Below are 25,537 nucleotides of genomic sequence, written 5' to 3' on the forward strand. Positions count from 1 at the left end.
GTTGGCCGCCTCGGCACTGCTGTCCCGAGTCGACACTGTGCAGCGAGAAGTAGATTACGACAAGCTCAAATACCTATTTTTCGTTGATCGCCTGCTTCAACTGCCCGATGAGGCCTAAAATCTGCCGGTCCTCAGGCCGCAGTCGCGCCAGAGCTTCCGCGTGTTTCAGCGCCTCCGGCAAACGTCGAAGCTTGAGACTGTATTGGAGTGCGAGGCCTAGGATGTCGGCGTCTCCGCCCGCCGCCCACCCATCGAGCCTGTCCAGGGCGTCTTCCGTCCGGCCAGCGGAATCGAGAGCGACGGCGAAGGTTGTCTTGTAGCGAAAGTTTCGCGGATCGAGCCGCACCGCTTCTTCGAGTTCCATTATCGCCTCGGCCAATGCTTGCTTGCGCACCAGGGACAGCGCATGTCCGTACCGCAGATCAGCTTGTTCGGGCGCCATCCGGATTGCTTCGGCATAGGTCTGCTCCGACCTGTCGTTTCGGCCGGTGGCGCGGTAGAACTCGGCGAGATTGATGCGCGTCGCCTCCAGTGTCGGGTCGAGAAGAATCGCCCGCCGGAAGGCGGCTTCGGCCTCGTCCGTACGCTGTCGGGCGAACAGGAAGAAGCCATAATTGCTTTGCGTTTCCGCAACGTCGCCATTCGTTTCGACATAGGCGCGCAGGTCCGCGACAGCGGCTTCGAAATTGCCGCGCTGATTGCCGAAGAGCTCGGGAGGGGTGCTGGCGAGTGCGTTGGCGGCGGCAACGCGCACCGCGCGCGTCTCATCGCCGAGCAGCTTGCCGATCGCCTCCAGCCTCTGCTCCGGCGGAATACTGTTGCCTGCCGCTTCCGCAGCACCGAGCCTGACGAGCGGATCTGCATCGGTTGCGGCCGTCCGAATGTCGGCGGTGATATCCGCGCCGCCAGTCCCGCTCATTGCGGTGATGGCGCTACCCCTGACAATTCCCGCATGGTTCTGGTCTCTAACAAGCGCGCGCAGAGCCTCCACCGCTGCTTGATCGCCATTCGCAGCTCCGGCGAAGGCATGGGCGACCGATGGGCGTTTGCGCCATTGCGTCCCGTACCATTTGTCCATTGTCTCGGCTGCCCAATCATTCGTTCTGTCGACATGGCAGGTCGTGCACGCATTCGGCGTTCCGAGGGTTGCCGACAGGTCGGGCCGGGGGATGACGAAGGAGTGGTCGCGGCGCGGATCGACCTTCATGTAGGTGCGTTCCGGCATGTGGCAGTTGGCGCATTGCGCTCCGGCCGAACCGGCCTGGTGGCGGATATGCGCGGGAGTGTCGAACAGGCCGCTCGGATCCTGGTTGACGAAGCGCTCCGGCTTTGTCTCGGCATGGCATTGCGTGCACAGCGCATTGCCTTCGGTCTTGAGGCCGGCATCGTGCGGCCGATGACAGTCGAGACAGGTCACGCCCGCCCTTGCCATCTTGCTTTGCTGAAACGAGCCATATTCGAAGACTTCGTCGAGTATCTGTCCGTCCGGGAAATAAAGATCCTGTCGCAGCAAGGCGGGGGAGAAATAGTCGAGAAAGGGCTTTCCCGGCCGATAGCCCTCCAGCAGCCTGGTGCGCCTGGCATGGCAGGCGAAGCAGGTGCTCGCCTCGACCTTCTGCAAGCCTCTATCCGTCATGGGAGATGAAACATCCGCCGATTGCGCCAAAGCGACGTGTTTTGCGCCTGGGCCGTGGCAGGACTGACAGCCGATGCTGGTGGCGACGTAGGTCGACTTGTATTCGTTCGCCTGGGGTTGAAACTTCGCCTGGGGATCGGTCGAATGGCAATCGATACAGGTTCGGTTCCAGCGATAGAAAGGACCCGTCCAATGATAAGTCGATCCCGGTTTGGCCGGCGTGCCGTTGCCGAGCCAGAACCACTCCCGTCTGGCAGTGTCCCAGGCGATATCAAGAGCCTGCAGCCGTCCGCCTCCGATGTCGACGAGGTATTGCTGCAGGGGTTCGTAGGCAAAGGTATATTTGACTTCGAACTTGGCTTGGCCGCCATCTGCTCCCTCGGTGTTGACGAAGAAGCGGCCGTCGCGGCGGGTGAAGGTCGTGACGACGCCGTCATGTTCAAAGCTGCTATTGTTGAAATCGCCGCGCACGGCTCCGTCGTCGGCCAGCGCCATGGCTTTCGCATGATGCGACTTCGAAAAAGCCGCTGCCTGATCGGCGTGGCAGGACGCGCACGTCCTTTCGTCCACGAAACCCTCATGGATCGATATCTGCGGGTCGGCCCCAGATGTCGATATGTCGTCTTTCGCAAGGCTGTGCCCGGAAAAGGCGAGCAACAGGAGAAGCAGGAGGGTCATTCCTCTTACCGCTGCTGACCGAACAGACGCTGCCACTCAATCGCTCCCTGTCGACGTTCTGGAAGGTCACGGCGCCAGCGTGCAATGCTCCGGCGCTGCACACATTCCCCTAGTCCTTGAATACCTGCTTCCAGTCGGCCTTCATGTCGACGACGGTCCAGCCGGCGATTGAGGCCGCATCGAGCGCCTTGTCGAGGCGGCCGAATTCGGTATCGCGGTCGTAGGCGTATTCGCGCTCTGCATCGGTATGATGGATTAGCACGCCGAGCCTGGCAGGCCCACCGGCCATGGTCGTCCATTGCAGCATTTGGAGATCTCCGTCGGAATTGCCGAAGGCGGCAATCGGCCGCCGGCCGATCTGCTGGTTGATCCCGACGGGTTTGCCGGCCTTGTCATCGATGAAATTGACTTCAGGAAGCCGAAAGAGCGTCGGCGTGTCGTCCTGCATCCTGAACTCGGTCTTGATTGACGAACCGACGACCTGCTCTGGTGGGATGCCGTAGACCTTTTCCGCCCAGGGACGCATGAGCTCGACGCCGCCGCCTGAAACGATGAAGGTCTTGAAGCCGTTGGCGCGGAGATAGGCGAGAAGCTCGATCATCGGCTGGTAGACGAGTTCGGTGTATGGCCGCTTGAATTTAGGGTCGCGTGCCGAAGCCAACCAATCGATCACGATCTTCTGAAAATCGCTGGTGGTCATTCCGGCATGCGTCGTCATGATGAGCTCGACGAGGCCCCTTTCGCCGGACGCCGCGAGCGCCTTCATATCGCCTTCGAGCACCGCCTTGAACGGCTGCGTTTCCTTCCATTCCGGATGTTGCGGAGCAAGCGCCTTCACTCGGTCCAGGGCGAACGCGAGCTGCGTATAGATCGGATGTTCGACCCAGAGGGTTCCATCATTGTCGAACACGGCGATACGCTCCGCTTCCGGAACGAAGTCGGCTGAAACCGGTTTTGTCACCTTCTCGACGAAGGAGATGATCGCTTGCTTCGCTGCCGTGTCATTCCACGAAGGCAGCGCGTCCGATTGGGCAACCGCCGACGTCGCAGCAAACAAGCATACGGCGGCGGCGAGCGCGACGCCTCGGGAAAAATGCAGGAAATTACGTGCCGAAATCATCGCGAAGCCTCCACCGACCAACGTGCAGCAATGTTGAACTGGGAGTGTATAAGGCAGCCCCGGATCGCTCCGGGGCTGCCAAGGACCTAGTTTCCGGTCGGAGCCGTGATATTGATCCCCTCCTTGCCGAGTTGCTCACGAACCGACTCCAACATCTGATACTTGGAGAGTTCGATCGGACCGTCGTAACCCATGCTCTGCAGCTTGCGCGGGGGGTACTCGACGTAGGTTTTCATGAGATCCTTGATCGCCGCGGAGATGGAGACCATTGTCCAAGTGTGTTCGGTGTAGTTGTTCATGAAGACGTCGTAGCGTTCTTGCGGATCCTGCAGCAGATCGAACACCTGCGGCACGATGGCGACGTAGGACTGAGCACCCTTCCAACCAAGGTTGGTATCAACAGCCAAACCGCCCGTGGCCTGCCCATTGTCGCCGCGCAGGTTGAACACGGCCTTATAATTGCCGACGCGGGCAGCACCCGGCGTCAGTTCGTTCTCGGTGAAGTAGAACCAGTTTTTGCGGGCCGATTTTCCTGTCCCCAGCAGGACAGGGGTCATATCGTAGCTATCGAAGATGATCGGCTTATCTTCGCGGTCCTTGGTGGGCAGCGGCACCCCGCCAGCCGCGGCGAAGGTCGCCATCAGATCGAGACCACCGACGATGTCGTGATTTTTCACGTTATGCTTGATCTTGCCGGGCCAGACAGCGATCGCCGGAACACGGTTGCCGCCTTCGCGCACGGTGCCTTTTGTACCGCGGAACGGTGTGTAGCCCGCGTCCGGATAGACGTCTTGCCAAGCGCCGTTATCGGTCGTGTAAAAAACCAGCGTATTTCTGTCCATGCCGGTCTCGCGCAGCTTGTCCATAATCCTGCCGATGCGTGTATCCAGCTCCACAACGGAGTCCGCATACTTGCTCTTCGAGATCGATTTGCCTTGGAACTCCGGGGCCGGCATGTTCGGCTGGTGCACCTTCATGAAATTTACGTTGATGAAGAAAGGCTGATCCGGTGACTTTGCAGCTTCATCAAGAAAGCCCAGCGCCGCTTTCTCTACGTAGCCATCGAAGAACGGAATACCGACAACGCCTTCCTGGCCGTCGATCATGGGTGTATCGACGTACTGGCCGTTGATCTTGAAGTCTTCCTTGACCTCGCCTCCGGCCTTGCCGGACAGCGAGCCCTTCGTCACTTTCTGGAAAAGAGCGCGGGTTTCCGCATCCATGTCCGGGAACCAGGTCGGGTCGGCATAGGTGTAGGCGTTGAGGTGATAGAGGCCGACATACTTCATCTCGTCGTAGCCCTGCGCGATCGGAAGCGCGTAGTCCGCCTCGCCGAGGTGCCACTTGCCGGTGAAATAGGTATGATAGCCACCACGTTTCAGGACGGAGGCGAGCGTCCATTCCGCTGCGGGCAATCCACCGCCCTGGCCCTGAAATGCCACTGTGGTCATGCCGCTGCGGTTCGGAATTCGTCCCGTCTGCATGGCCGCACGGCCGGGCGTGCAGCTCGGCTGGGCATAGAAGGAAAAGAAGGTCATCCCCTCGTCGGCCAGCTTGTCGATGTTCGGGGTCGGCATTCCGCGACCTTCACCTCCGCCATATGGGCCGAGATCGCCGTAACCGGTATCATCCGAAACGATGAACAGGATGTTGGGTTTTCGTTGGGCGTCCTGCGCTTGCAGGGGCGAGGCCGCGCACCAGAGAATGGTGGTTGAAGCCAGTGCTCCGATGCAGCGGATAAGGGTTCTGCTGTTCATTTCAAATCCCTCGCGTTGACGTTCTTGAATGACGGAGCCGCTCGCGGCAAAGGCCGCGATTGCATGCGTCGATTCAACTAGACTGCTTTTGAAAAATGAAGATCCTGCCGGAACTGCCCCGGCGAGTTGCTAAGCCGGCGGCATCTCTGCCCCGGCCCGCTGAATTCTAACGAATGCTGCCTTCGCCCGATATTGTACTTTAGGGAATCTCTTGATGAGGTGGCAATCGACAGTAGTAATGCGTAGATGACGCCGCAGCGGGAAGCTGTTATTGTCGCCCAGCTTTGGGGGAAAGCGGATGGGCTTGGGCAAATGGTCAGGTCGATTATGCTGGACCGCCTTGTTGTTGGCGGTGGCAGCCCTGGATGCGTCCGGTGGTCAAGCCGCATCCTCCGACACCTCGTTTGCCATCATCGACCGAGTTCCCCGCGTGCTCGTCCTCTATCCCTATGATGAGAGGATCGCGGCGACGACCGCTGCCGGGGAGGCGCTGCGGAGCCGTTTGCTGGAGGCGACAAACGGCAAGATCGACCTGTTTTCAGAGTTCCTGGATCTTTCGCGTTTTCCCGAAGGCGACCATGTCGCTCGCATGGCACGATATCTCGGCGAGAAATACGCGCCGCGCCGTCCGGACGTGGTCGTGGCCCTCGGCGAGGAATCGGCGAGCTTCGTCACCGCGAACCGCGGCACGATCGCGCCTGGCGCAAAGATTGTCGCTGCCGGTTTCGGCACAGCCACCGCCGAGAAGATCGCTTTGCCGGATGACGTGATCGGAGCCTTCACGACATTCGACATTCTGAAGACGGCCGAGATGGCCCGCGGCCTGCAACCCAATGCCCGCCACCTCTACATTCTCGGGGGGTCATCCGACTTCGACCGCGGCTGGCTGGCGACGGCCCGCGCGGCTCTCGAGCAGTTCTCGAAATCTTACGAGACGACCTATCTCGAAGATTTGACGATCGACGAGTTCACTGAGCGGGCATCCCGCGTGCCGCCTGACAGCATCATTCTGGCATTGACGGTCTTCAAGGATCGGGCAGGGCGCAATTTCATTCCGCGCGATGCGATCGGACAGATCGCAGCGACCGCCAGCGCGCCTGTTTACGGCCCCTATCAGACCTACATCGATCATGGCGTCGTCGGCGGCAACACCGTCACATTCGAAGCTCTTGGCCGGACTGTCGGCGACCTCGTCATTGATGCGATTGCCGGCAACCCGGTGTCGGATCTCGAAGCACCGCAGACCTATGTCGCCGATGCACGGCAACTCCAGCGCTGGGGGCTCGCTGAAAAGAATTTGCCGCCGGGCACGATCCAGATGCACAAGGAGAGGAGCCTCTGGGAGGAGCACTGGGTTGCGTTGGTGGCGGGGGGCGGGCTGATGCTGGCGCAGGCCAGCATCATCTCGGTGCTCCTGCTCGAGCGGAGGCGCCGCCGCGACGCCGAGCGCAGCTCGCGTTTGCACTTGCTCGAAGCCATTCATCTTAATCAATCCGCGACTGCCGGAGCATTGTCCTCGTCGATCGCTCACGAACTGAACCAGCCCCTATCGGCCATTCGCAACAATGCCGAGGCAGCCTCGGTGCTGCTTCGAGGCGAGAGTCCCGATCGTGAGCTGATCCAGCAGATTCTTCTCGACATCCAGGAGGACGACCAGCGCGCAGGCGATATTATCAGCCGAATGAGAGGACTGCTCAAGAAAAGAAGCGAGATCGATTGGCAGGAGTTCGACCTGAACGACGTCACGTCAAGCGCAATCCATATCATTCACGGCGAAGCAGAACGACGCGGAATCAAGCTGACATCAAACCAACTGCCCGGCGAGCTGCCGGTGCGTGCCGACAAAGTTCATGTGCAGCAGGTCATCCTCAACCTGGCGACCAACGCGATGGATGCCATGTCGGACGCCGTTCCGGTCGGGAGAACGCTCACCTTTGCAACGGGACAGGCGAACGAGAAGGCGGAGCTGCGGGTCTCCGACACAGGAGATGGCATTCCCGAGGAGAGACTGATCCGCATCTTCGAACCCTTCTACACCACCAAGCAGGCGGGCACGGGGCTGGGTCTCTCCATAGCCCGTGCCATTATCGAGACCTATGGCGGCACCATCCGTGCCGACAACCGCCCGGAAGGAGGCGCGGTCTTTCGCGTGGTCCTGCCCCTCGCCCACGGGGAGGAGCGGTCAAGATGAAACCGGTCATCCATATCGTCGATGACGACAAATCCTACCGGACGGCGACCGCAAGGCTGCTTTCCGCACACGGCCTCAGGGTCGAAGCCTATGAATCAGGAGACCAGTTTCTCGCCCGGCTTTCCGCTTGCGAGCCGGGCTGCGTTCTTCTCGACCTCCAGATGCCTGGTCAGTCCGGCCTGCAGATCCAACGCCGGCTGTGCGAGCTGGCGCCGGTATTGCCGGTCGTGTTCCTGACGGGGGAAGGAGACATCAAGGCTAGCGTCGAAGCGATGAAGGCGGGCGCCAAGGATTTTCTGGAGAAAAGTTCAACCGCGGCGACATTGATGGAGGCGATCGATCGCGCTCTCATCCAATATGAAAGGCAGCGGGCCGAACACGACCGTCTTCAAGCTCAGCGGGCGCTGGTGGCTGGGCTTAGCCCGCGCGAGGCCGAAGTGTTCAGGTTCCTCATTCGCGGCCGTCTCAACAAGCAGATCGCTCATGCGCTCGGCATCTCGGAGCGGACCGTGAAGGTGCATCGCCATCAGGTCATGGAAAAGCTTGCCGTACGGTCACTGGCCGAGGCGGTGTCGATCGCCGCAAATATCGGTCTCATCGACCAGGATACGGCATCGCCGGTGGGGTGATCCGATGTCCTTCCCCTTAGGACAATATCAATCGACCTCCAAGCGGCCTAGTTTGACCGGCAACCGTTAGTCTCTCATATGTTCGAAAGAAGGAGCATGAGGTGGAGAACCTTCGCCGCACGGTCGCTGTCGTCGATGATGACGCAAGCTTGCGGCGTAGCCTCGGGCGGCTGCTCAACGCCTACGGTTTTCTGGCCATGGAGTATGCATCTGCCGAGGCCTTTCTCGCTCGCGAGCGAGAAACGGCGATACACTGCCTTGTCCTTGATATCGACCTCGGTGGCATGTCGGGCATCGATCTCCAACGCAGATTGAAGGCCGAGGGGACAAACCTTCCGGTGATTTTCATCACGGCGTTGGAAACCGCTTCCGTGAAGGCGGAGGCGGAAAAGGTGGGCTGTGTTGCTTATCTGCGGAAGCAATTTTCCGGAGCCGCGCTCATTGCGGCCATCAACAAGGCTTTGGGATTGTGAGCTGATCGAAGCTGTAGACGTTGCGCTTTCGAAGGCCGTCGGTCTGCTCGATCGCCGCTTGATGGTGTGCGGCAGTACCGCGTCTTGCCGACCCGGCTCCCGCAGTCCTTTATCAGGACTCGACCGGATCAATGCGTTTCCCTATCTCAGTGGTGTCGATGAATTATGGGCTGCCCCGCCGGGCGTAAAAAAACCTGCTTCAGGAGCCTTGAACGCAGCTGGGCTTGAATCCTGAGGTTGCATTGCCGATTTGGCGAAGACCGACATGAGTAAAGGGAGCTCGACGGCACGCATGACTGAGGTTCAACGACGAGGTTTTCTGACAAGGCTTACCGCCTATGAGCCGCTGACGCTCATTATGCTGGCATCCGTCGCGGGAGGGCTGTTCGTGCTCCAGCGATTGACGAGCGAGGTCCTGGAAGGGGAGACGTTCCGGTTTGACGAGGCGATCCTGCTGGCGCTGCGGCGGCCGAGCGATCTCAGCATGCCGATCGGTCCCGCCTGGCTGACGCACGCCGTCGGCGACATCACCAGCCTCGGCGGCATCACCGTTCTGTCGCTGATGACTGTCCTCATCACCGTCTATCTCTTGCTCGACCGGCGCTGGCCGATCGCGATCTTCGTCTTTTCCTCGGTGCTGTCAGGGTGGCTGGCGAGTACGCTTTTGAAGATCCTCGTCGCGCGGCCGCGCCCCGATGTCGTGCCGCACCTCGTCGAGGTGAGCGATCTCAGTTTTCCCTCCGGCCATGCCATGGTCTCGGCGGTGACCTATCTGACGCTCGGGGCGCTGCTGGCGCGCACACAACGTTATCCCTCGACGCGGATTTTCGTCATGGGCGCCGGCGTCTTCCTGGCCGTCATCATCGGTTTGAGCCGGATCTACCTCGGCGTTCATTATCCGACGGACGTTTTCGCCGGATGGTGCGCCGGCGCGCTCTGGGCGCTCGGCTGCTGGCTGATCTCGAAACAGTTCATTTCAAGCCGTCCCGTCGACGATAGCGTCGAAACTGCCGCTGGCGACAGCAAATAGCATTCAGCAAAATTCTGCTACAGCCGCTCAGCCTCATGCGTGTGGCACCGCGTGCCTGCGGCGCCACACGTGCTTGAGTGATTAGCTAGGTGCGCGGCTTCAGATTCTCCGGGTCATAGATCGGCTTGTAGCCGACGCCGACGACTTCCACCGGATAGCTCTCGGCAAAATACTCGACCTCAAGCTTGCGTCCGACCTGGCAATGCGACCACGGCAGATAGGCCAAGGCGATGTTCTTGCCGACCGTCGGGCCGTAGGCGATCGAGGTCGTGTAGGACCGGCGGCCAAGCTCGTCGACCAGAACCTCTCCCGTGGCGGGATCGACGACCGGCAGGTTGCCGACGGGATAGCGCTTCACGCCTGTTTTGTCGGTATTCTCGGTCATGACGAGCGTGCAGAGCATGGCCGGCTGGTGCTCGCGCGCTTTGTATTCCAGATGCTTTTCCTTGCCGCGGAAATCGGCTTCCTTGACCTTCGGGCGGGCGAGATCGGCTTCGATCAGGTTGTACTGGGTCAGGAGGTCCGCGTTCTGCAGGCGCAGGCTCTTCTCCATGCGGCGCGAGTTCGCATAGGTCTCGACGCCGAAGGCCATCACGCCGGTCGAGCGCAGCGCATCCCAGACGGCGAGGCCGTCTTCGTACTTCATGTGCAATTCCCAGCCCTGCTCGCCGACATAGGAGATGCGGAAGGCGGTGACGGTCTTGCCTGATATTTCGATCGGCTTGATCGCCGCAAAGGCGAAGTTTCCCTGATCGAGCCCGGCCGGATCGGCTACGACCTTCTTCAGCGTCTCGCGCGCGTTCGGACCCCAGATGCCGATCGTCACGAATTTCTCCGAGACATCGGTGACGGTCACGTCAAGGCCGCGGTCTTGAGCGACCCGCTTCATATAGTGCAGATCGCGCGGGCCGGCATCGGCGCCGTTGACGAGACGGCAGCGGTCGGCCATGCGGAAGACCGTGAAGTCGGCGCGCACCATGCCTTCGTCGTCCAGGAAGTGGGTGTAAATGCCCTTGCCGATGTTGGCATCGCCACCAACCTTGGCGGCGCACAGCCATTCCATCAGCTCGACATGATCAGGCCCCTCGATATCGACCATGTGGAAGTGGCTGAGATTGACAATGCCGCAATCCTCGCTCATCGCCAGATGTTCGGCATTCGAGACGCGCCAGAAATGGCGGCTGTCCCATTCATTCTCGCGAACCGGGACGCGGTCGCCATACTTCTCCAGAAGATGCTCGTTGGCGGCGTAGCCGTGCGCACGCTCCCAGCCGCCCAGTTCCATGAAGTAGCCGCCAAGCTCCTTTTCGCGCTCGTAGAAGGGCGAGCGCTTGATGTTGCGGCCGGATGCATAGGGTTCGCGGGTGTGAACCGCCGGGAAGTAGATCTTCTGGGCGGCTTCGAAGCAGCGGCCTTCGATAAATTCTTCCGTCAGCTGATGCGGATAGAAGCGGGCATAGTCGATGCTGTTGTGATCGATTTCGGTACGGCCATCGGTCATCCAGTCGGCGATCAGCTTGCCATAGCCCGGGCCGTCCTTGACCCAGATGGCAACGCAATACCAGAGACCGCGCACCTTCTGGCTCTCGCCGCAGGATGGGCCGCCGGCGGCGGAAACCTGCAGCAGGCCGTTGAAGGAGTGACCTTCGTTATAGCCAAGTTCGCCGAGGATCGGTGTTAGTTCCATGGCGCGCTCGAGTGGCTCGAGGATCTGTTCCATCTCGAGGTCGCGCTGCGAGGGCGACAGGCGTGCTTCGTGTTTTTCGAGAAGTTCGCGCGGATGGCACATGCGCGGATTGGTGGCTTCGTAATAGCCCCACTCGATCTGACCACCCTCGGTCGTCGCCGGGTCGCCGGTGTCGCGCATGTAGGCGGAGTTGCCCTGGTCCCGCAGCAACGGGAAGCCGATTTCCTTGCCGGTGCCTTCGAACTCGTTATAGGGACCGAAGAAGGTGAGCGGATGGTCGACCGGCATGACCGGCAGGTCTTCGCCGACCATCTCGGCGATAAGGCGGCCCCAGAGGCCGGCGCAGACAATGACGTGGTCGGCCATGATGGTGCCGCGATGGGTGACGACGCCCTTGATGCGGCGGCCTTCGACGATCAGCGACTTCGCCGGGGTGTTGCCGAACACCTTGAGCTTGCCTGCCTTTTCGGCGGCATCGACCAGCTTGCCGGCAACGGTCTGCGAGCGCGGAATGACGAGGCCGGCATCCGGATCGAAAAGCCCGCCCATGACCTGATCTTCCTCGATCAGCGGGAACTTCTCCTTGATCTCGGAAGGGCTGACATAATGGGCGCGCGTGCCGAAAGCGCGGGCCGAGGAAAGCTTGCGCTTGATTTCCTCCATCCAGGCATGGTCGCCGGTCCGCGCCACTTCGAGGCCGCCGATCCGGGCGTAATGGCCCATCTTCTCGTAGAAATCGATGGAATATTGCGTGGTCCAGACGGAGAGATAGTCGTGGCTGGTGGTGTAACAGAAGTCAGAGGCATGGGCTGTCGAGCCGATGTCGGTCGGTATGCCCGACTTGTCGATGCCGACGATATCGTCCCATCCGCGCTCGACAAGATGATGAGCGATGGAGGCGCCGACGATACCGCCGAGCCCGATGATGACGACCCTTGCCTTTTCCGGAAATGCTGCCACGTGCTGTTCCTTCTATTTCCGCACGAATTAAAACCACTTAGCCGCGCTTGGCCTACGCTTCGCGTGAGGTACAGGAGCCATGTCAGCCTCGTGAGCGTGTCACATTTGCCGAAGCTGCAAAACCCCAGACCTCTCCCTCTCGAAGCTGGATAAGCCATTATGCATAAGGCTCTCAATCGTCATTGGTCCTACGCCGTCGAGTAACGGCGCAATTGCGCCAGTCCGGATCGGGGCTGAAGTTATTCCAGACAGAGCTCGCCCGCCCCATCACGGCGCTGAAATCGCCTCGAGCCGGTCGATGTCCCCCAGCATGATCTCTTCGGAAACAGGTTCGCGATTATGCAGGCGGAACCATTCGGCCGCTTCGCGCACACGGTCCCCGTGCGGCGCGGGATAGGCGCCCAGCCGGAGAACCCACTCGCGCACGGTTTCGCGCTCCATCCGCCCGGCCCGATATCGGTCGCAGACGGTTTTCGCCGAGGCGACGAGATCATTGATGCTTTTCACGGGACCGTCCTTCAATGCACGGAAGGCTCGTCATCGTCGAGGAAGGATCGGATGCCGTCTCGCGCCACGACCGCGAGGAATTCGTCGAAGGCTTCGCGGTCGGTCGCGAACGGCTCGTCCCACTGGATCAGATCCTCCGCCTGGGTGACGACTTCCATCGTCCAGTCCCCGTTGCTGCCGGCTGTTCGAAAGATATCGACGAGCACCGTAACCCCGTCATCGGTAAATTCCCCCGCCAATTCGGAGTGCTCAAGCTTCTGTTTCTTTGCCATTCAACCGCCAGCGCCGGGAGGGGCGTCGTTTTTGAGATGCTCTTCATATTGGACCGTCTCGGTCTCGTCCGTGTCTATAGAAGCCGATGGCGATCTTGCCAAGCGAACGCCGGCGCCACCGCCGTCTTCCGGAATAAACAGCACGCCTGCATCTTCCAGGCTGCGCTTCATGGCCTGGAGAGTTTTCTCATCAGGGAGATGCGCTCCCGCCTCGAAACCCGCAATCGTCGCCTTGGCGATATTCGAAGCTGAACACAGGTCGTCCTCAGACCACGCGATAAGTGCCCGCGCGGCGCGGCACTGGGCTGGAGATAGATGCAAATCACTACCTTGCATTGAAATTCGATTCTTGCTCTGGGTCAGCAATACAGAGATGTAACCACAGCAGAAGAAAACAAGCGAGGCTCACTGTCAGCCTTATGCCGATTGCGGTTGCGCGTCATTATGATCGACGAGCCGAAAGTCGCCGAAGCCTTCCGCGCCAGCAAGCGTCTCGGCTGGCATTGACCGCTATTGCGGCACCTGGAACAGGTAGCGGATTCGCATCAGCAACGAGGTCATCGAGCTGCCGTTCAACGGTGTGCCTTCTGTCACGAATGAATGCTGGCCGGTCTCGATGCGGCGGGACAGCGTGGCGGCAAGCTCCTCGGCGATGCCGGGCCTGTCGTGCAGCAGCGGTGTCAGACTGGTCTGCGCAATTTCGTAAATGACCACAAAGGTAAGGGCGCGAAGGCTTGCCGCTTCGCCGGCGCCGATCAGCAGTCCGCTCTCGCCGAAACAGTCACCCGGTGCCAATCGTCCGACTTCGACTTCCTTTTTGCCCTCCTTCCGTGTCGCGACGACGGCGCCGCTGCGCACGATCATCAGCGAAGCCACCGTATCCCCCTGTTCAATCAGAATCGCATCCTTCTTGAAGGTCCGCCGCGTCATTGAGGCGGCCAGCGTCTCCTTCTCGTCCTCCGTCAACGAGGAAAACAGGGGGATGGCGTCGAGGAGCTTCAGCGGCGTCGGACGATGCGGCCCTGCCATTTCTTCAGGCTGCATCCGGTCGGGCGGCGGGCCTGCGGCATCGATCGGCCGCGCCAGGGTGAGGCCGGCAGCCTTGACGTGGCGGTAGACGAGATCGAATATCTCATTCTTCGCCGGGCCAGCGTGGCCAATATCCCTGACGCTGAAGGACAGCTCCACCTCCACCGCATCGGCATTGAGGGATTTGACCTGCACGCCGGGCTTTGGTTCCGCCAGGATAGAGCCGCTGCTCAAAAGCACGGTGCGCATGACCTCGACGATCGTCGATGGCCCCGCCGTCGGTACGACGCGGACCGTCAGCATGACACCGTGGCTGCGGTCGGGGCTGCTGAGGTTGGTCAGCCCTACCTTGGCAAGGAAGCTGTTGGGCAGGATAACGAGGTCGTTTGTGCCGTTCAGGAGATGCGTGGAACGCCAGTTGGTTTCGACGACACGACCTTCGACGCCGTCGTTGAGGACGATCCAATCGCCGATTGTGTAAGGGCGCCCGAGATTGAGGGCGATGCCGGAAAAGACGTCGTTCAGCGTGCTCTGCAGCGCCAGGCCGAGGATGATGGCGAACACGCCCGAGGTGGCGATCAGCGTTCCGACGGGAAAGCTGAAGACATAGGCCACGACCGAAAGGATCGCGCCGAGATAGATCAGGCCGATGACCAGATCCTGAACGAGGCGTCCCTCCCGCGGTTGACGTTCGAAGATCAGGAAGACACGAACGAAGGCGATCAAGGCCCAGGCGGCATTGATCCACCAGACCACCTTGGCAAGTCCGATGAAGACACGTTCGAAGGTGGAGGACGATGTCGGGCTGACCTCGTAGGGCACGATATCGTGATAGAGAAGGAGGATGGTCAGCGCCGCGAAGAAGAACACCTGACCGGCCAGCTTCCAGCTCGGGAAGCGGCGAAGGGCAATTCGAGTAACCATAGCGCCGGCCACGGCCACCATTCCGACCTGGACGATGGGATCGGAAAGCACCTCGGGCCAAGTGGGATTGTCAAGCATCGAAATCAACTCGCAAGAGAAGGCTGCGCCCTGTCGGATCCGCGCTTGCGGCCTTCCAATCCGACCGCGAGGCAGCCGTAAAAGAATGCCAGCGCCCAAAGCGTCAAAAACGGGATGCGGACGTCGCTGAGCGGTGCCCCGAGTTGCGATACCGAGACGATGCCGTTGATGGCGGAACTGCTCGGGACCAGGACTGCCAGGTAATGCAGCGCCCTCGGCATTGCCTCGGTCGGCCAGGAGAAGCCTGCGAGGAATAGGAAGGGAATGCCGATTGCCGCAAACACCAGCTGGACGGTGAGAGGGTTGCGAAACAGCGCCGCGATGACCATGCCGAGGGCGCTGACGGAGAGCACGAAGGGCAGTGAGAACGCGAAGATGACGAGCGGATTTCCGAGCCTCGGAATGTCGTAGAGGTAAGGCAGGACGATCAGATAGAAGGGCTGCACCGCGGCCTGCAGAATGAGATAGGCGAGCAGCTTGCCGAGCACGGTCGCGAGCGCACCGGCCGAAGTACCGTTGTGGCCGCCATCGTGAAGCGTTCCGAGCAGGCCGACGCCTATCAGTAAAGTCTGCTGCAGGATCAGGACAAAGGCGGCGGGCAGGAGATAGGTAGCGTAGCCGCCTTGGGGATTGAAGAGCGGAACGGTCGTCAGCGGCATCGGATCGGAAGCCGCAACCGCGATGGCGGGGTCGACACGCGAGGCGATCAACCTTGCCGTCTCGACCTCGATGCCGAAGGTCTTTGCGACGGCCGAAACGCCGCCGGCAATGCGCGAATAGATCAGAAAATAGCTGGCGTCGGCGTACAGCGCTACGGGTGACTGCCGCCCATGCAGGAGATCGCGCTCGAAGTATTTCGGGATGACGAGAATGCCGTAGAGTTGCCGGGCGAAGACCTCGCGCTCTGCGCTCGGCTCATCGGGGAATTCGGCGCCGATTGCGACGTCGGCCGATGCATCGAGGCGGCGGGCGAATTGGCGGCTGCTGTCGGTGCCGTCGAGATCGACGAGGGCGATCGGCACCTCACGCAAGGCCTCGTTCCGATAGGGCTGAGGATAGAGCGCCGCGTAGATGCAGACCGCCAGGATGAGAACAGAAAATGCCGGCCGCAGGGACACGATGCGCATCAATTCAATGCGGCAGGCGGTGAAGAGACCGCTCATGGGGTCGCCTCCCGCTGTGCCGATTCCTGGCGCCTGTTCATTGCTCTTATCGCTTCGAGCCGTAACGCGGTAAGGGATGCAAGCAGGACGACGAAGAAGAGTAGCACCAAAATCGGCTTCCACGACAGATCGAGCGGCGTGCCGCGGATCGTCTGGTCGATCCTTGCCATCAGATACCATGTGCCAGGGATCAACTGGCCGTAATGATACGCGAAGCCATTCATGCCGATCCTCGGGAAACCGATGCCCATAAAGCCGAAGGCGGGCACGACGAACAGAGAGCCTATGCTGATCGCGCTCGCCATCGGCCGCAGAAGCAGCGCGAGCAGCACGCCGATGAATTGGTTCGCCAGGATGAAGAGAGTCGCGGCCAACAGGAGGGGCAAGCGATCACCGCGCAGCGGCATGTCGAGGAAATCGAAGAGCACCAGATCCGCAATGGCGAGCACCGCCAGGAAGATCAGCGTATAAGGCAGCATCTTGCCCGCAAGCGCCGGCCAAAGGCCGCCTCCGAGCCGCCGCAGGATCCGCAGCCGATGGCGGGTCTCGACGTCGAGGCCGAGCGAATAGGCCATCGTCGTGACGATCACAACCTGCAGCACACTGGGCATCAGCGCGGCGAGGAGAAAATGGGCATAGTTGAGGGTGGGGTTGAAGAGTGGATTCACCTGGACCGGGACGGGAGCGAGACCGGCCTGCGCCGCATCGACAGGCTCTCCGTGGGCAGTGCGCAACGACAATTTGATGCCGGCTGCGACGCTCGGGACAGCGGAGTTGATGCCACGCAGCACCAGATTGCCTGTGGTCATCGTCTGAGTGTTGTAGAAGAACACCACTTCCGGCCGCCGCCCGGACAGGACATCGCGCTCAAGATTGCGCGGCAGCAGCAGCAGGCCATGGACCTCGCCTGAGAGGATGAGCCTGCGTCCCTCGGCAAGATCGCTGACGGCAAGCGCGACAGATGTGTCCTGGGTTGCATCGACCATGCGTATGATCTGGCGCGACAGGTTGGTGCCGTCCTGGTCAAGCACGGCGATCGGCAGGCGGGTGGCGAGCCCGGCGCTGAAGACGGCGGCGAGAAGGCCCATGAGCATCAGCGGCAGGACTGTCGTCAGGAACAGCAGAAACGGCCGGCGGCGAAACCAGTTGAACTCTCGCCCGAAGACGACGAGAAAACCCGGTCGCGGTCGCGGTGTCATCTCACCGCTCCGACCAGGCGGCGATGGCACTCATGCCGGGGCGCAGGCCGCCCAGAGGTTTTACGGGAACGGCGCGCACCTCGAATGTCCGCAGATCAAAATCGCCGGTCGCCCGGGTCGCCCGCCAGGTAGCATACTGCCCTTGCGCGTTGATCATGGTCACCCTCACCGGGATCTTATCCGGGCCGATGGCAGGCACGACGATATCGAATCCGTCGCCGATCTTCAGGCCTTTCAGCAGATCTTCCCGCAGGTTGAAGGTAAACCAGGGGTTCTGGATGTCGATGATCGAAAAGAGCGGTGCGCCGGCGCTGAAATTCTCGCCAAGTTCGGCGACCCTCGTCGTCACTTGGCCGGAGATCGACGCATGAATGGTCAGCTCTGAAACATTGACCTGCTGCTGGCCGAGAGAGGCTCGCGCCTGCTCCACCTGCGCGGCGGCGAGCTCCTTTTCCTCCTTGCTGGAGCCGGCAATAACCAGGCGTACATTGGCTTCCGCGGATTCACGCTTGCGAATTGCCGCTTCAAGATTGCGGGCTGTCTGGTCGACCTGCGCCTGCGTCGAGGCGCCGGTGGTGATCAGCCTTGCCTGACGCGCGGATTCCTCCTGATAAAGGGTCACATCGGCAGCCGCTGCGGCAAGCTCGGCATTCGCGGCGTCGATCTTCTCGGGGCGCGTGCTGTTGACGCGGGCAAGATCGGCCTGCGAAACGGCAAGAGCGGCTTGAGCCATATGCAGCGCCGCAGTCAGTTCCGGGCTTTCGAGCTCGGCAATCACCGCACCGGACTCGACGGTGTCACCGACATCGACATTGAGCTTGACGATGCGACCGGAGACGCGCGGACTGATGTCGACGCGGTTGGCCGAGACCTCGCCCTGGACAACCAGCGGCGGCGGGCGGGTTGCGAACCAGAGCAGGATGCCAAGGGCAGCCAGAACCGCTATCGCAATGACCGGTCGAAAAATCTTGGTCGCTGTCATCGAATGACCCTTGAGAAAATTTCATATCGTCGCGACGTCCGCCGGGCATGGCGAACCGGAGGTCCGAAAAAGCAACATTGCCGTTCATTCAAGCGATGTCAAACCGCCACGAAGCCGCGGATTCGCGCTGCGCCTTCGGGGGTCAAGACGCTCAGCGAAGTTTGCCGATGCTGGCATACATGCCGGTCGTACGGAACTCCGTCGGGTTGGTGCCGTAGACGCGGCGGAAGACTTTGGAGAAATAATTGGCGTCCTCGAAGCCGCACATGATGGCGACTTCCTTGACCGGCAGGAAATCCGCCTTGGTCAGAAGCTTGACGGCGCGCTGCAGGCGCTGCTGCAGCACGAATTCGGCCGGCGGCATGCCTTCGCTCTCGGCGAAGCTGCGCGAGAAATGCGCGCGGCTGAGGCCGACGATGCCGGCGAGTTCGCTGACCGGCAGCGGCTTGTCGAGATTGGCGTTGATATGGTCGATCACCGGCTGCATGAGGCTGAGTTCAGCGGCAACAGCCGCCGAGTTGAAGACATCGTCATAGAGCGCCATCGCCGCTTCATAAGCGATCGCCGACGCTGCTCCCGCCGACGTCGCGCCCTTGACCAGACGCAGGCTGCAATCGGCGAGATGATCGATGGTCGAGGGCTGCAGCTTCAAGACCGGACCGGCTGTGGAAAGCACCAGCTTGTGGATGCGCAGCGTTTCCTCGCCGTTCATCGAGATCCAGAAATATTCCCAACGCTCGCCCTTCTCCAGCCAATAGCGGTGATTGTGGGGGACGAGCACGAGCAGCGTGTCGCCGCCTTGGAGGCGGTAATTGCGGTTCTGGTAGCGCAGCCGGCCGGTGCCGCTGATCGTGTGCTGCAGCACGGTGAAAGGCGTCTGACCGCGCCGGCGGCCGTCCCAGTCGTAGGTCTCGTTCTCACGCACTTCATAGCCGGCGCTGGTCGGCATTGCGTGCAATCGCTGCCGGCCGCGGGGCAGCGAAACCGTCCTCATCGCCTGTCCGTTGGCAATCAAATCCTGCAGCACAAAATTACCCCTGAAAGCATAATCCTTCTCTGGTCGCCCTGCCGATTTCGGGCATAATCCCGCTCGACAAGAAAGAAGAGACCGCGGCCGATGGAGCGGCCGGGAGGAAAACAGGCAGTTTTACGGCTTTTTCAACCACGTGCGCCAGCATGCGGCCTGCTCCTCCATATCAATCTTTTCTCTAGCATTCGATTGGATCGAGGTGAAGATCATGAGTTTCAAAATCGCTATCATCGGTGCGGGCAGCGTCGGCTTCACCAAGAAGCTGTTCACCGACATATTGTGCGTTCCGGAGTTTCGCGACATCGAATTCGCGCTGACCGATATCAGCGAACATAATCTGGAAATGATCAAGGCGATTCTCGACCGGGTCGTCGAGGCAAACAAGCTGCCGACCAAGGTGACGGCAACGACCGACCGGCGCAAGGCGCTGGAAGGCGCGCGCTACATCATCAGCTGCGTCAGGGTCGGCGGGCTCGAAGCCTATGCCGACGATATTAGGATCCCGCTGAAATACGGCATCGACCAGTGCGTCGGCGATACGATCTGCGCCGGCGGCATCCTTTATGGCCAGCGCAACATTCCCGTCATCCTCGACTTCTGCAAGGATATAAGAGAGGTCGCCGAACCCGGCGCCAAGTTCCTCAACTACGCCAATCCGATGGCGATGAACACCTGGGCGGCGATCGAATACGGTAAGGTCGACACCGTCGGTCTCTGCCATGGCGTCCAGCACGGCGCCGAACAGATCGCCGAGGTGCTCGGCGCCAAGTCGGTGCGCGAGCTCGATTACATCTGCTCCGGCATCAACCACCAGACCTGGTTCATCGATCTGCGCCTCAACGGCCGCAAGATCGGCAAGGACGAGCTGGTCGCCGCCTTCGAGGCGCATCCCGTCTATTCGCAGCAGGAGAAATTGCGCATCGACGTGCTGAAGCGGTTCGGGGTCTATTCTACCGAAAGCAACGGCCACCTCTCGGAATATCTGCCCTGGTACCGCAAGCGGCCGGAAGAGATCACCCGTTGGATCGATATGTCCGACTGGATCCACGGCGAGACCGGCGGCTACCTCCGGCACTCGACGGAAACCCGCAACTGGTTCGAGACGGAATTCCCGCAATTCCTGGAATCCGCCTCCAAGCCGATCGATCCCGCCAAACGCTCGAACGAACATGCCAGCCACATTCTGGAGGGGCTGGAAACGAACCGGGTCTATCGCGGCCATTTCAACGTCAAGAACAACGGCGTCATCACCAACCTGCCGTCCGATGCGATCATCGAATCGCCCGGCTTCGTCGATCGCTTCGGCATCAACATGGTTTCGGGCGTCACCCTGCCGGAGGCTTGTGCGGCGACCTGCATCGCCTCGATCAACGTCCAGCGCATGTCGGTACATGCGGCGGTCTCGGGCGATATCGACCTCTTGAAGCTTGCCGTGCTGCACGATCCGCTGGTCGGTGCCGTCTCGACGCCCGAGGAGGTTTGGCAGATGGTCGACGAGATGGTCGTTGCCCAGGCGCGCTGGCTGCCGCAATATGCCGATGCCGTGCCGGCCGCCAAGGAGCGGCTGTCGAAATCGAAGGTGCAGACCCGCGACTGGGCGGGCGCCGCCCGCCGCAACGTCCGCTCGATCGAGGAGCTGCGCGCCGAAAAGGCGGCTCTGAAACAGGCCGTGTAAATTCGTGAAAGACGGGTCGTCATGGGTTTCCGGGAGGGAAGTCCATGACATTAGACCCGCCTTCACATCGTGCGAGGAAAAGGAGCCGCCGAGTTCGCGCTCCGGAACAGAGGGAGAAACGATGATGAATTTCCGCAACGCAAGCATTCTCGCCGGACTGGCGCTCGGCGTCTCGGTCATGGCGTTGAACGCCTATGCCTCCGAGCCGACCGTTCCGCCGGTGCCGCCGAACTTTCCGGCCGAAGGCAAGATCAATTATGTCGCGCGCGACTCCATTCTGGAGTTCAAGGCGCTGCCCGAATATCACGAGCCCGACTGGGTCACCAAGAATTTCGTCTCCACCGGCAAGCTACCGCCCGTCAAGGACCGGCTGCCGAAGGAACCGCTGGTCTTCAAAACAGGCAATATGCCCGACGGCATCGGCGTTTACGGCGATACGATGCGTCACGTCATCGGCGGCCGGCCTGAGGGCTGGAACTATGGCGCCGGCCAGACGCAGGGCTGGGGCGGCATCGATATCGGTCTCTCCGAATGCCTGACGCGCACCGCACCGCTCTTCCAGGTGGAAGCTAAGGATACGGAGCCGCTGCCGAACCTTGCCAAGAGCTGGGACTGGTCGGAGGACGGCCATAAGCTGACCATGCACCTGATCGAAGGCGCCAAGTGGTCCGACGGCGCGCCGTTCAACGCCGACGACATCATGTTCTACTGGGAAGACGAGGTCATCGATCCCAACGTCTCGCCGCTTGGCGGCGGCGCTTCGCCTGAGGCCTTCGGTGTCGGCACGACGCTGAAGAAGATCGACGATTACACCGTCGAATGGACCTTCAAGGAAGCCTTCCCGAAGCAATATCTCTACACCATGTCCTACCCGAACTTCTGCCCGGGTCCGTCGCATATCCTGAAGCCCCAGCATCCGAAATATTCGAAGAACACCTACGACCAGTTCAAGAACGCCTTCCCGCCGGAGTTCATGAACATGCCCGTGATGGGCGCCTGGGTGCCTGTGGAATATCGCCCCGACGACATCATCGTCCTGCGCCGCAACCCCTACTACTGGAAGACCGACGAGAAGGGCAACCAGCTGCCTTATCTCAACGAGCTGCACTACAAGCTCTCGACCTGGGCCGACCGCGACGTTCAGGCGGTGGCCGGATCCGCCGATTTCTCCAACCTCGAGCAGCCGGAAAACTTCGTCGCTTCGCTGAAGCGCGCCGCCGAAAAAACCGCGCCCGCCCGCCTGGCCTTCGGACCGCGCCTGATCGGCTATAACCTGCGCATGAACTTCTCCGCCAATGGCTGGGGCAACCCGGACGAGCGTGGCCAGGCGATCCGCGAGCTCAACCGCAATGAGGATTTCCGCAAGGCCGTCACCATGGCGCTGGATCGCAAGGCAATCGGCGACTCGCTGGTCAAGGGGCCGTTTACGGCGATCTATCCGGGCGGACTTTCCTCCGGCACCAGCTTCTACGACCGCAACTCCACCGTCTACTATCCCTATGACCTGAAAGGCGCCAAGGCGGAACTCGCCAAAGCCGGCCTCAAGGACACCGATGGCAATGGCATCGTCAACTTCCCCGCTGGTACGGCGGGCGGCAAGGATGTCGAAATCGTCATGCTGATCAACAATCAGTACACGACCGACAAGAGCCTTGCCGAAGGTGTCGTCGGCCAGATGGAGAAGCTCGGGCTGAAGATCGTCCTCAATGCGCTCGATGGCGCCAAGCGCGATGACGCCCATTATGCCGGCCGCTTCGACTGGTTGATCCAGCGCAACACGACGGAGCTGTCTTCGGTGGTGCAGAATACCGAGCAGCTTGCCCCCGTCGGTCCGCGCACCAGCTGGCACCATCGCGCCGGCAAGGATGACCAGCTCGATCTGATGCCCTTCGAAACGCAGCTCGTCGACGTCGTCAACAAGTTCAGGACGAGCCAGGACAACGACGAGCGCGTCGGCCTGATGAAGCAGTATCAGAAGATCTCGACGGAACACGTCAACACGGTCGGCCTGACGGAATATCCGGGCGCCCTGATCATCAACAAGCGCTTCTCGAACGTGCCGCAGGGGACGCCGATCATGATGTTCAACTGGGCTGAAGATTCGGTGATCCGCGAACGCCTCTGGGTGGCTGCCGACAAGCAGGGCAAATACGAGCTGTTCCCCGAGCAGCTGCCCGGCAAGCCCGGTGACAAGGGCCCGATCAACTGATGTGAAACAAAAGCGCGTCGCAGATCGTGCGACGCGCTGGAGAGTTCCCTCCCAGCTGAAACGAGATCCAGGCCGCGCTTGACGCGCGGCCTGATATGACCAACGAGCCGGCCGCGCTGACAAGGAGCGACTGGCGGCAGAGAGAAGCGAACCGTTCGATGTTACGATTCCTGCTCGTGCGCATAGCCTCCGCGATCCCCGTTCTCTTCATCCTGAGCGTGGTGACCTTCGCGATCATCCAGGCGCCGCCCGGCGACTATGCCGATTACATAAGATCGCAGCTGATCAATCAGGGCGGCGCATCCTACGCCCAGGCCGAGGCGCAGGCGCAGGCCTACCGCGTCGAGCACGGCCTCGACAAGCCGATGGTCGTCCAATACGTCAACTGGATCGGCGGCATCGTCACACGCGGCGATTTCGGCTACAGCATGTTCTACAACAAGCCGGTCGCCGACGTCGTCGGCGAGCGCCTGCCGCGCACCTTGCTGCTGGCGCTCGTCTGTCACATCTTCGCTTCGGTGCTCGGCATCGGCTTCGGCATCTGGGCGGCGACGCGGCAATATAGCTGGATCGACAGCACGCTGTCGGCAGTCTCCTTCCTCGGCATGACGGTGCCGCGTTTCCTGATGGCGCTGATCATCGTCTATCTCCTGGTTTTTCAGTTCAACGTGACCGAGATCGGCAGCTTCTTCTCGCCGCAATATGGAGGGGCGCCGTGGTCCTGGGCGAAATTCGTCGATCTCGTCAGCCATGTCTGGCCGGTTGTCGCGATCGCCACTTTCGGCGGGCTCGCCTATAACATGCGCGTCATGCGCGGCAATCTGCTCGACACGCTGAATGCGCAATATGTCGAGACGGCAAAGGCCAAGGGTCTTTCCGGCGCCGCGGTGGTGATGCGCCATGCAGTGCCGAACGCGCTGCATCCCCTCGTCATGTATCAGGGGGTGGTGCTTCCCTACATGCTGACCGGCGAGATCGAAACCGCGATCATCTTCGCGCTGCCGACCGTCGGCCCGGCGATCGTCGGCTCGATGGCGATCGGCGACGTCTATGTCACGGCCACCTTCATGATGGTTCTGTCGGCAACGCTGATCGTCGGCAACATCATCGCCGACATGCTGCTCGCTCTGCTCGATCCGCGCGTACGCCAGTTCGGAGGAGCCTGAGATGCTTGCTTTCGATTCTTCCGACACGCCACCGACAACCGAACCTGCGATCAGGAAGCCGTCACACGGCAACGAAAGTTACCTTGCGCTCGTCTGGCGCCGGTTGCGGCGCTCCTGGACCGGCATGGCAGGGTTGGTGCTCGTCGGGCTTTTGATCATCATGGCGGTCTTTGCCGATTTTTTCGCGCCGATGGATCCGAAGGCGACCGATGTCGGCTTCGCGCCGCCGCAGGTGATGAGCTTCCACGACAAGGACGGAAACTTCGTCTTCCGGCCGCGCGTCTACGCGCTGTCGGATTCCGAGGAGCTCGATCCGGTCACCTTTCAGCCGATCGTCGGCATGGATTACGACAATCCGCGGCTGCTCGGCTTCTTCGTCGAAGGCGCGGAGTACAAGCTGTTCGGCCTCATTCCGGCGAACCGGCACTTCTTCGGTTCGACCGATGGCCAGCCGGTGCATTTCCTCGGCACCGACAAGTTCGGCCGCGACGTGCTGTCGCGCGCCATCATCGGCTCGCGGATTTCGCTGATGATCGCGCTGACAGTTGTCTTCATCGTCACACTCATCGGCACGACGGTGGGCATGGTCTCGGGTTATTTCGGCGGCACCTTCGATATCTGGCTGCAGCGCTTCGTCGAACTGGTGCTCGCCTTCCCGCAGCTGCCGCTCTATCTTGCATTGACCTCGCTGATTCCGGTGACGGCGCCGACCAATGTCTTCCTCGCCTTCGTGATCGTCGTGATGTCGGCGCTCGGCTGGGCGCAGATGTCGCGCGAGGTGCGCGGCAAGACCCTGGCCCTTGCCCGCATCGATTATGTCCGGGCGGCGATGGCCGTTGGCGCCACCGACCGGCGCATCATCATCCAGCATATCCTGCCCAACGTGATGAGCCACGTCATCGTCGCGGTGACGCTGCACATACCAAGCGTCGTCCTGTTGGAATCCTTCCTCGGTTTCCTGGGCTTTGCCGTCAAACCGCCGCTGATCTCCTGGGGGCTGATGTTGCAGGATACGGCGACCTATTCCGTCATCGGCTCCTATCCCTGGATTCTCTCTCCTGTCGCCTTCGTGCTCGTCACCGTCTTCGCCTTCAACGCGCTCGGCGACGGACTGCGCGACGCGGTCGACCCTTATTGAGGTG

General features: G+C 61.1%; 20 protein-coding genes. 8 read left to right on the forward strand and 12 right to left on the reverse strand.

Going from position 1 to position 25,537, the window contains the following annotated elements:
• Positions 1–73: 73 nt before the first annotated feature.
• The 3 genes from CO660_RS11885 to CO660_RS11895 form a co-directional block, all read right to left on the reverse strand.
• Positions 74–2,314 carry a multiheme c-type cytochrome gene (locus CO660_RS11885; RefSeq protein ID WP_097598843.1) on the reverse strand — a complete coding sequence of 747 codons (2,241 nt, stop codon included), beginning with the start codon at positions 2,312–2,314 and terminating at the stop codon, positions 74–76.
• Positions 2,315–2,423: 109 nt separating this feature from the next.
• On the reverse strand, positions 2,424–3,434 hold the full coding sequence (locus CO660_RS11890) for an HAD family hydrolase (protein WP_097598844.1): 1,011 nt from the start codon (positions 3,432–3,434) through the stop codon (positions 2,424–2,426).
• 86 nt (positions 3,435–3,520) lie between these two features.
• Positions 3,521–5,191: an arylsulfatase gene (locus CO660_RS11895; RefSeq protein WP_097598845.1), complete on the reverse strand. Its 1,671-nt coding sequence runs from the start codon at positions 5,189–5,191 to the stop codon at positions 3,521–3,523.
• A gap of 298 nt (positions 5,192–5,489) precedes the next feature.
• On the opposite strand from CO660_RS11895, the gene CO660_RS11900 reads away from it, so the two are divergent.
• From CO660_RS11900 to CO660_RS11915, 4 genes are all read left to right on the forward strand, one after another.
• Positions 5,490–7,382 carry a sensor histidine kinase gene (locus tag CO660_RS11900; RefSeq protein ID WP_097598846.1) on the forward strand — a complete coding sequence of 631 codons (1,893 nt, stop codon included), beginning with the start codon at positions 5,490–5,492 and terminating at the stop codon, positions 7,380–7,382.
• Positions 7,379–8,011, forward strand: coding sequence for a response regulator (locus CO660_RS11905; RefSeq protein WP_097598847.1), 633 nt, complete (start codon positions 7,379–7,381; stop codon positions 8,009–8,011). Before CO660_RS11900 ends, CO660_RS11905 begins: the two co-directional genes overlap by 4 nt.
• A 101-nt stretch (positions 8,012–8,112) precedes the next feature.
• On the forward strand, positions 8,113–8,484 hold the full coding sequence (locus tag CO660_RS11910; RefSeq protein ID WP_097598848.1) for a response regulator: 372 nt from the start codon (positions 8,113–8,115) through the stop codon (positions 8,482–8,484).
• 292 nt (positions 8,485–8,776) lie between these two features.
• Positions 8,777–9,514 (forward strand): phosphatase PAP2 family protein, encoded by a 738-nt coding sequence (locus CO660_RS11915; protein WP_097598849.1) that lies wholly within the window; start codon positions 8,777–8,779, stop codon positions 9,512–9,514.
• An 85-nt stretch (positions 9,515–9,599) separates the two neighbouring features.
• Here the strand turns inward: CO660_RS11915 and CO660_RS11920 are convergent, their stop codons facing one another.
• The 9 genes from CO660_RS11920 to CO660_RS11960 form a co-directional block, all read right to left on the reverse strand.
• A complete protein-coding gene (locus CO660_RS11920) occupies positions 9,600–12,161 on the reverse strand; it encodes an FAD-dependent oxidoreductase (RefSeq protein WP_097598850.1) in 2,562 nt (853 codons plus the stop codon).
• Positions 12,162–12,428: 267 nt separating this feature from the next.
• Positions 12,429–12,668, reverse strand: coding sequence for a hypothetical protein (locus CO660_RS11925; RefSeq protein WP_097598851.1), 240 nt, complete (start codon positions 12,666–12,668; stop codon positions 12,429–12,431).
• A gap of 11 nt (positions 12,669–12,679) precedes the next feature.
• Positions 12,680–12,940: a hypothetical protein gene (locus CO660_RS11930; protein WP_097598852.1), complete on the reverse strand. Its 261-nt coding sequence runs from the start codon at positions 12,938–12,940 to the stop codon at positions 12,680–12,682.
• On the reverse strand, positions 12,941–13,261 hold the full coding sequence (locus tag CO660_RS11935; protein WP_097598948.1) for a hypothetical protein: 321 nt from the start codon (positions 13,259–13,261) through the stop codon (positions 12,941–12,943).
• Between the two features lie 189 nt (positions 13,262–13,450).
• Positions 13,451–14,971 (reverse strand): mechanosensitive ion channel family protein, encoded by a 1,521-nt coding sequence (locus tag CO660_RS11940; protein WP_097598949.1) that lies wholly within the window; start codon positions 14,969–14,971, stop codon positions 13,451–13,453.
• 5 nt (positions 14,972–14,976) lie between these two features.
• Complete coding sequence (locus CO660_RS11945; protein ID WP_097598853.1) at positions 14,977–16,134, reverse strand: ABC transporter permease; 1,158 nt, start codon at positions 16,132–16,134, stop codon at positions 14,977–14,979.
• Positions 16,131–17,333, reverse strand: coding sequence for an ABC transporter permease (locus CO660_RS11950; RefSeq protein WP_097598854.1), 1,203 nt, complete (start codon positions 17,331–17,333; stop codon positions 16,131–16,133). The genes CO660_RS11945 and CO660_RS11950 overlap by 4 nt, the downstream gene beginning before the upstream one ends.
• Before the next feature lies 1 nt (position 17,334).
• Complete coding sequence (locus CO660_RS11955) at positions 17,335–18,315, reverse strand: efflux RND transporter periplasmic adaptor subunit (protein ID WP_097598855.1); 981 nt, start codon at positions 18,313–18,315, stop codon at positions 17,335–17,337.
• Positions 18,316–18,466: 151 nt separating this feature from the next.
• Positions 18,467–19,309, reverse strand: coding sequence for an AraC family transcriptional regulator (locus CO660_RS11960; protein WP_097598951.1), 843 nt, complete (start codon positions 19,307–19,309; stop codon positions 18,467–18,469).
• Positions 19,310–19,553: 244 nt separating this feature from the next.
• Here CO660_RS11960 and CO660_RS11965 point away from each other — a divergent pair, with 244 nt between their 5' ends.
• The 4 genes from CO660_RS11965 to CO660_RS11980 all read left to right on the forward strand — a co-directional run bounded on the left by CO660_RS11965 (position 19,554) and on the right by CO660_RS11980 (position 25,533).
• Positions 19,554–21,020, forward strand: a complete 1,467-nt coding sequence (locus CO660_RS11965; protein ID WP_097598950.1) for an alpha-glucosidase/alpha-galactosidase — start codon at positions 19,554–19,556, stop codon at positions 21,018–21,020.
• A 121-nt stretch (positions 21,021–21,141) separates the two neighbouring features.
• Entirely contained in the window at positions 21,142–23,229 is a 2,088-nt protein-coding gene (locus CO660_RS11970; protein ID WP_097598856.1) for an ABC transporter substrate-binding protein, read from the forward strand.
• 158 nt (positions 23,230–23,387) lie between these two features.
• Positions 23,388–24,395 carry an ABC transporter permease gene (locus CO660_RS11975; RefSeq protein ID WP_097598952.1) on the forward strand — a complete coding sequence of 336 codons (1,008 nt, stop codon included), beginning with the start codon at positions 23,388–23,390 and terminating at the stop codon, positions 24,393–24,395.
• Between the two features lies 1 nt (position 24,396).
• A complete protein-coding gene (locus CO660_RS11980) occupies positions 24,397–25,533 on the forward strand; it encodes an ABC transporter permease (RefSeq protein WP_097598857.1) in 1,137 nt (378 codons plus the stop codon).
• The last annotated feature ends 4 nt before the right edge of the window (positions 25,534–25,537 follow it).

Source organism: Rhizobium sp. L9, from assembly GCF_002531885.1.
Classification (GTDB): domain Bacteria; phylum Pseudomonadota; class Alphaproteobacteria; order Rhizobiales; family Rhizobiaceae; genus Rhizobium.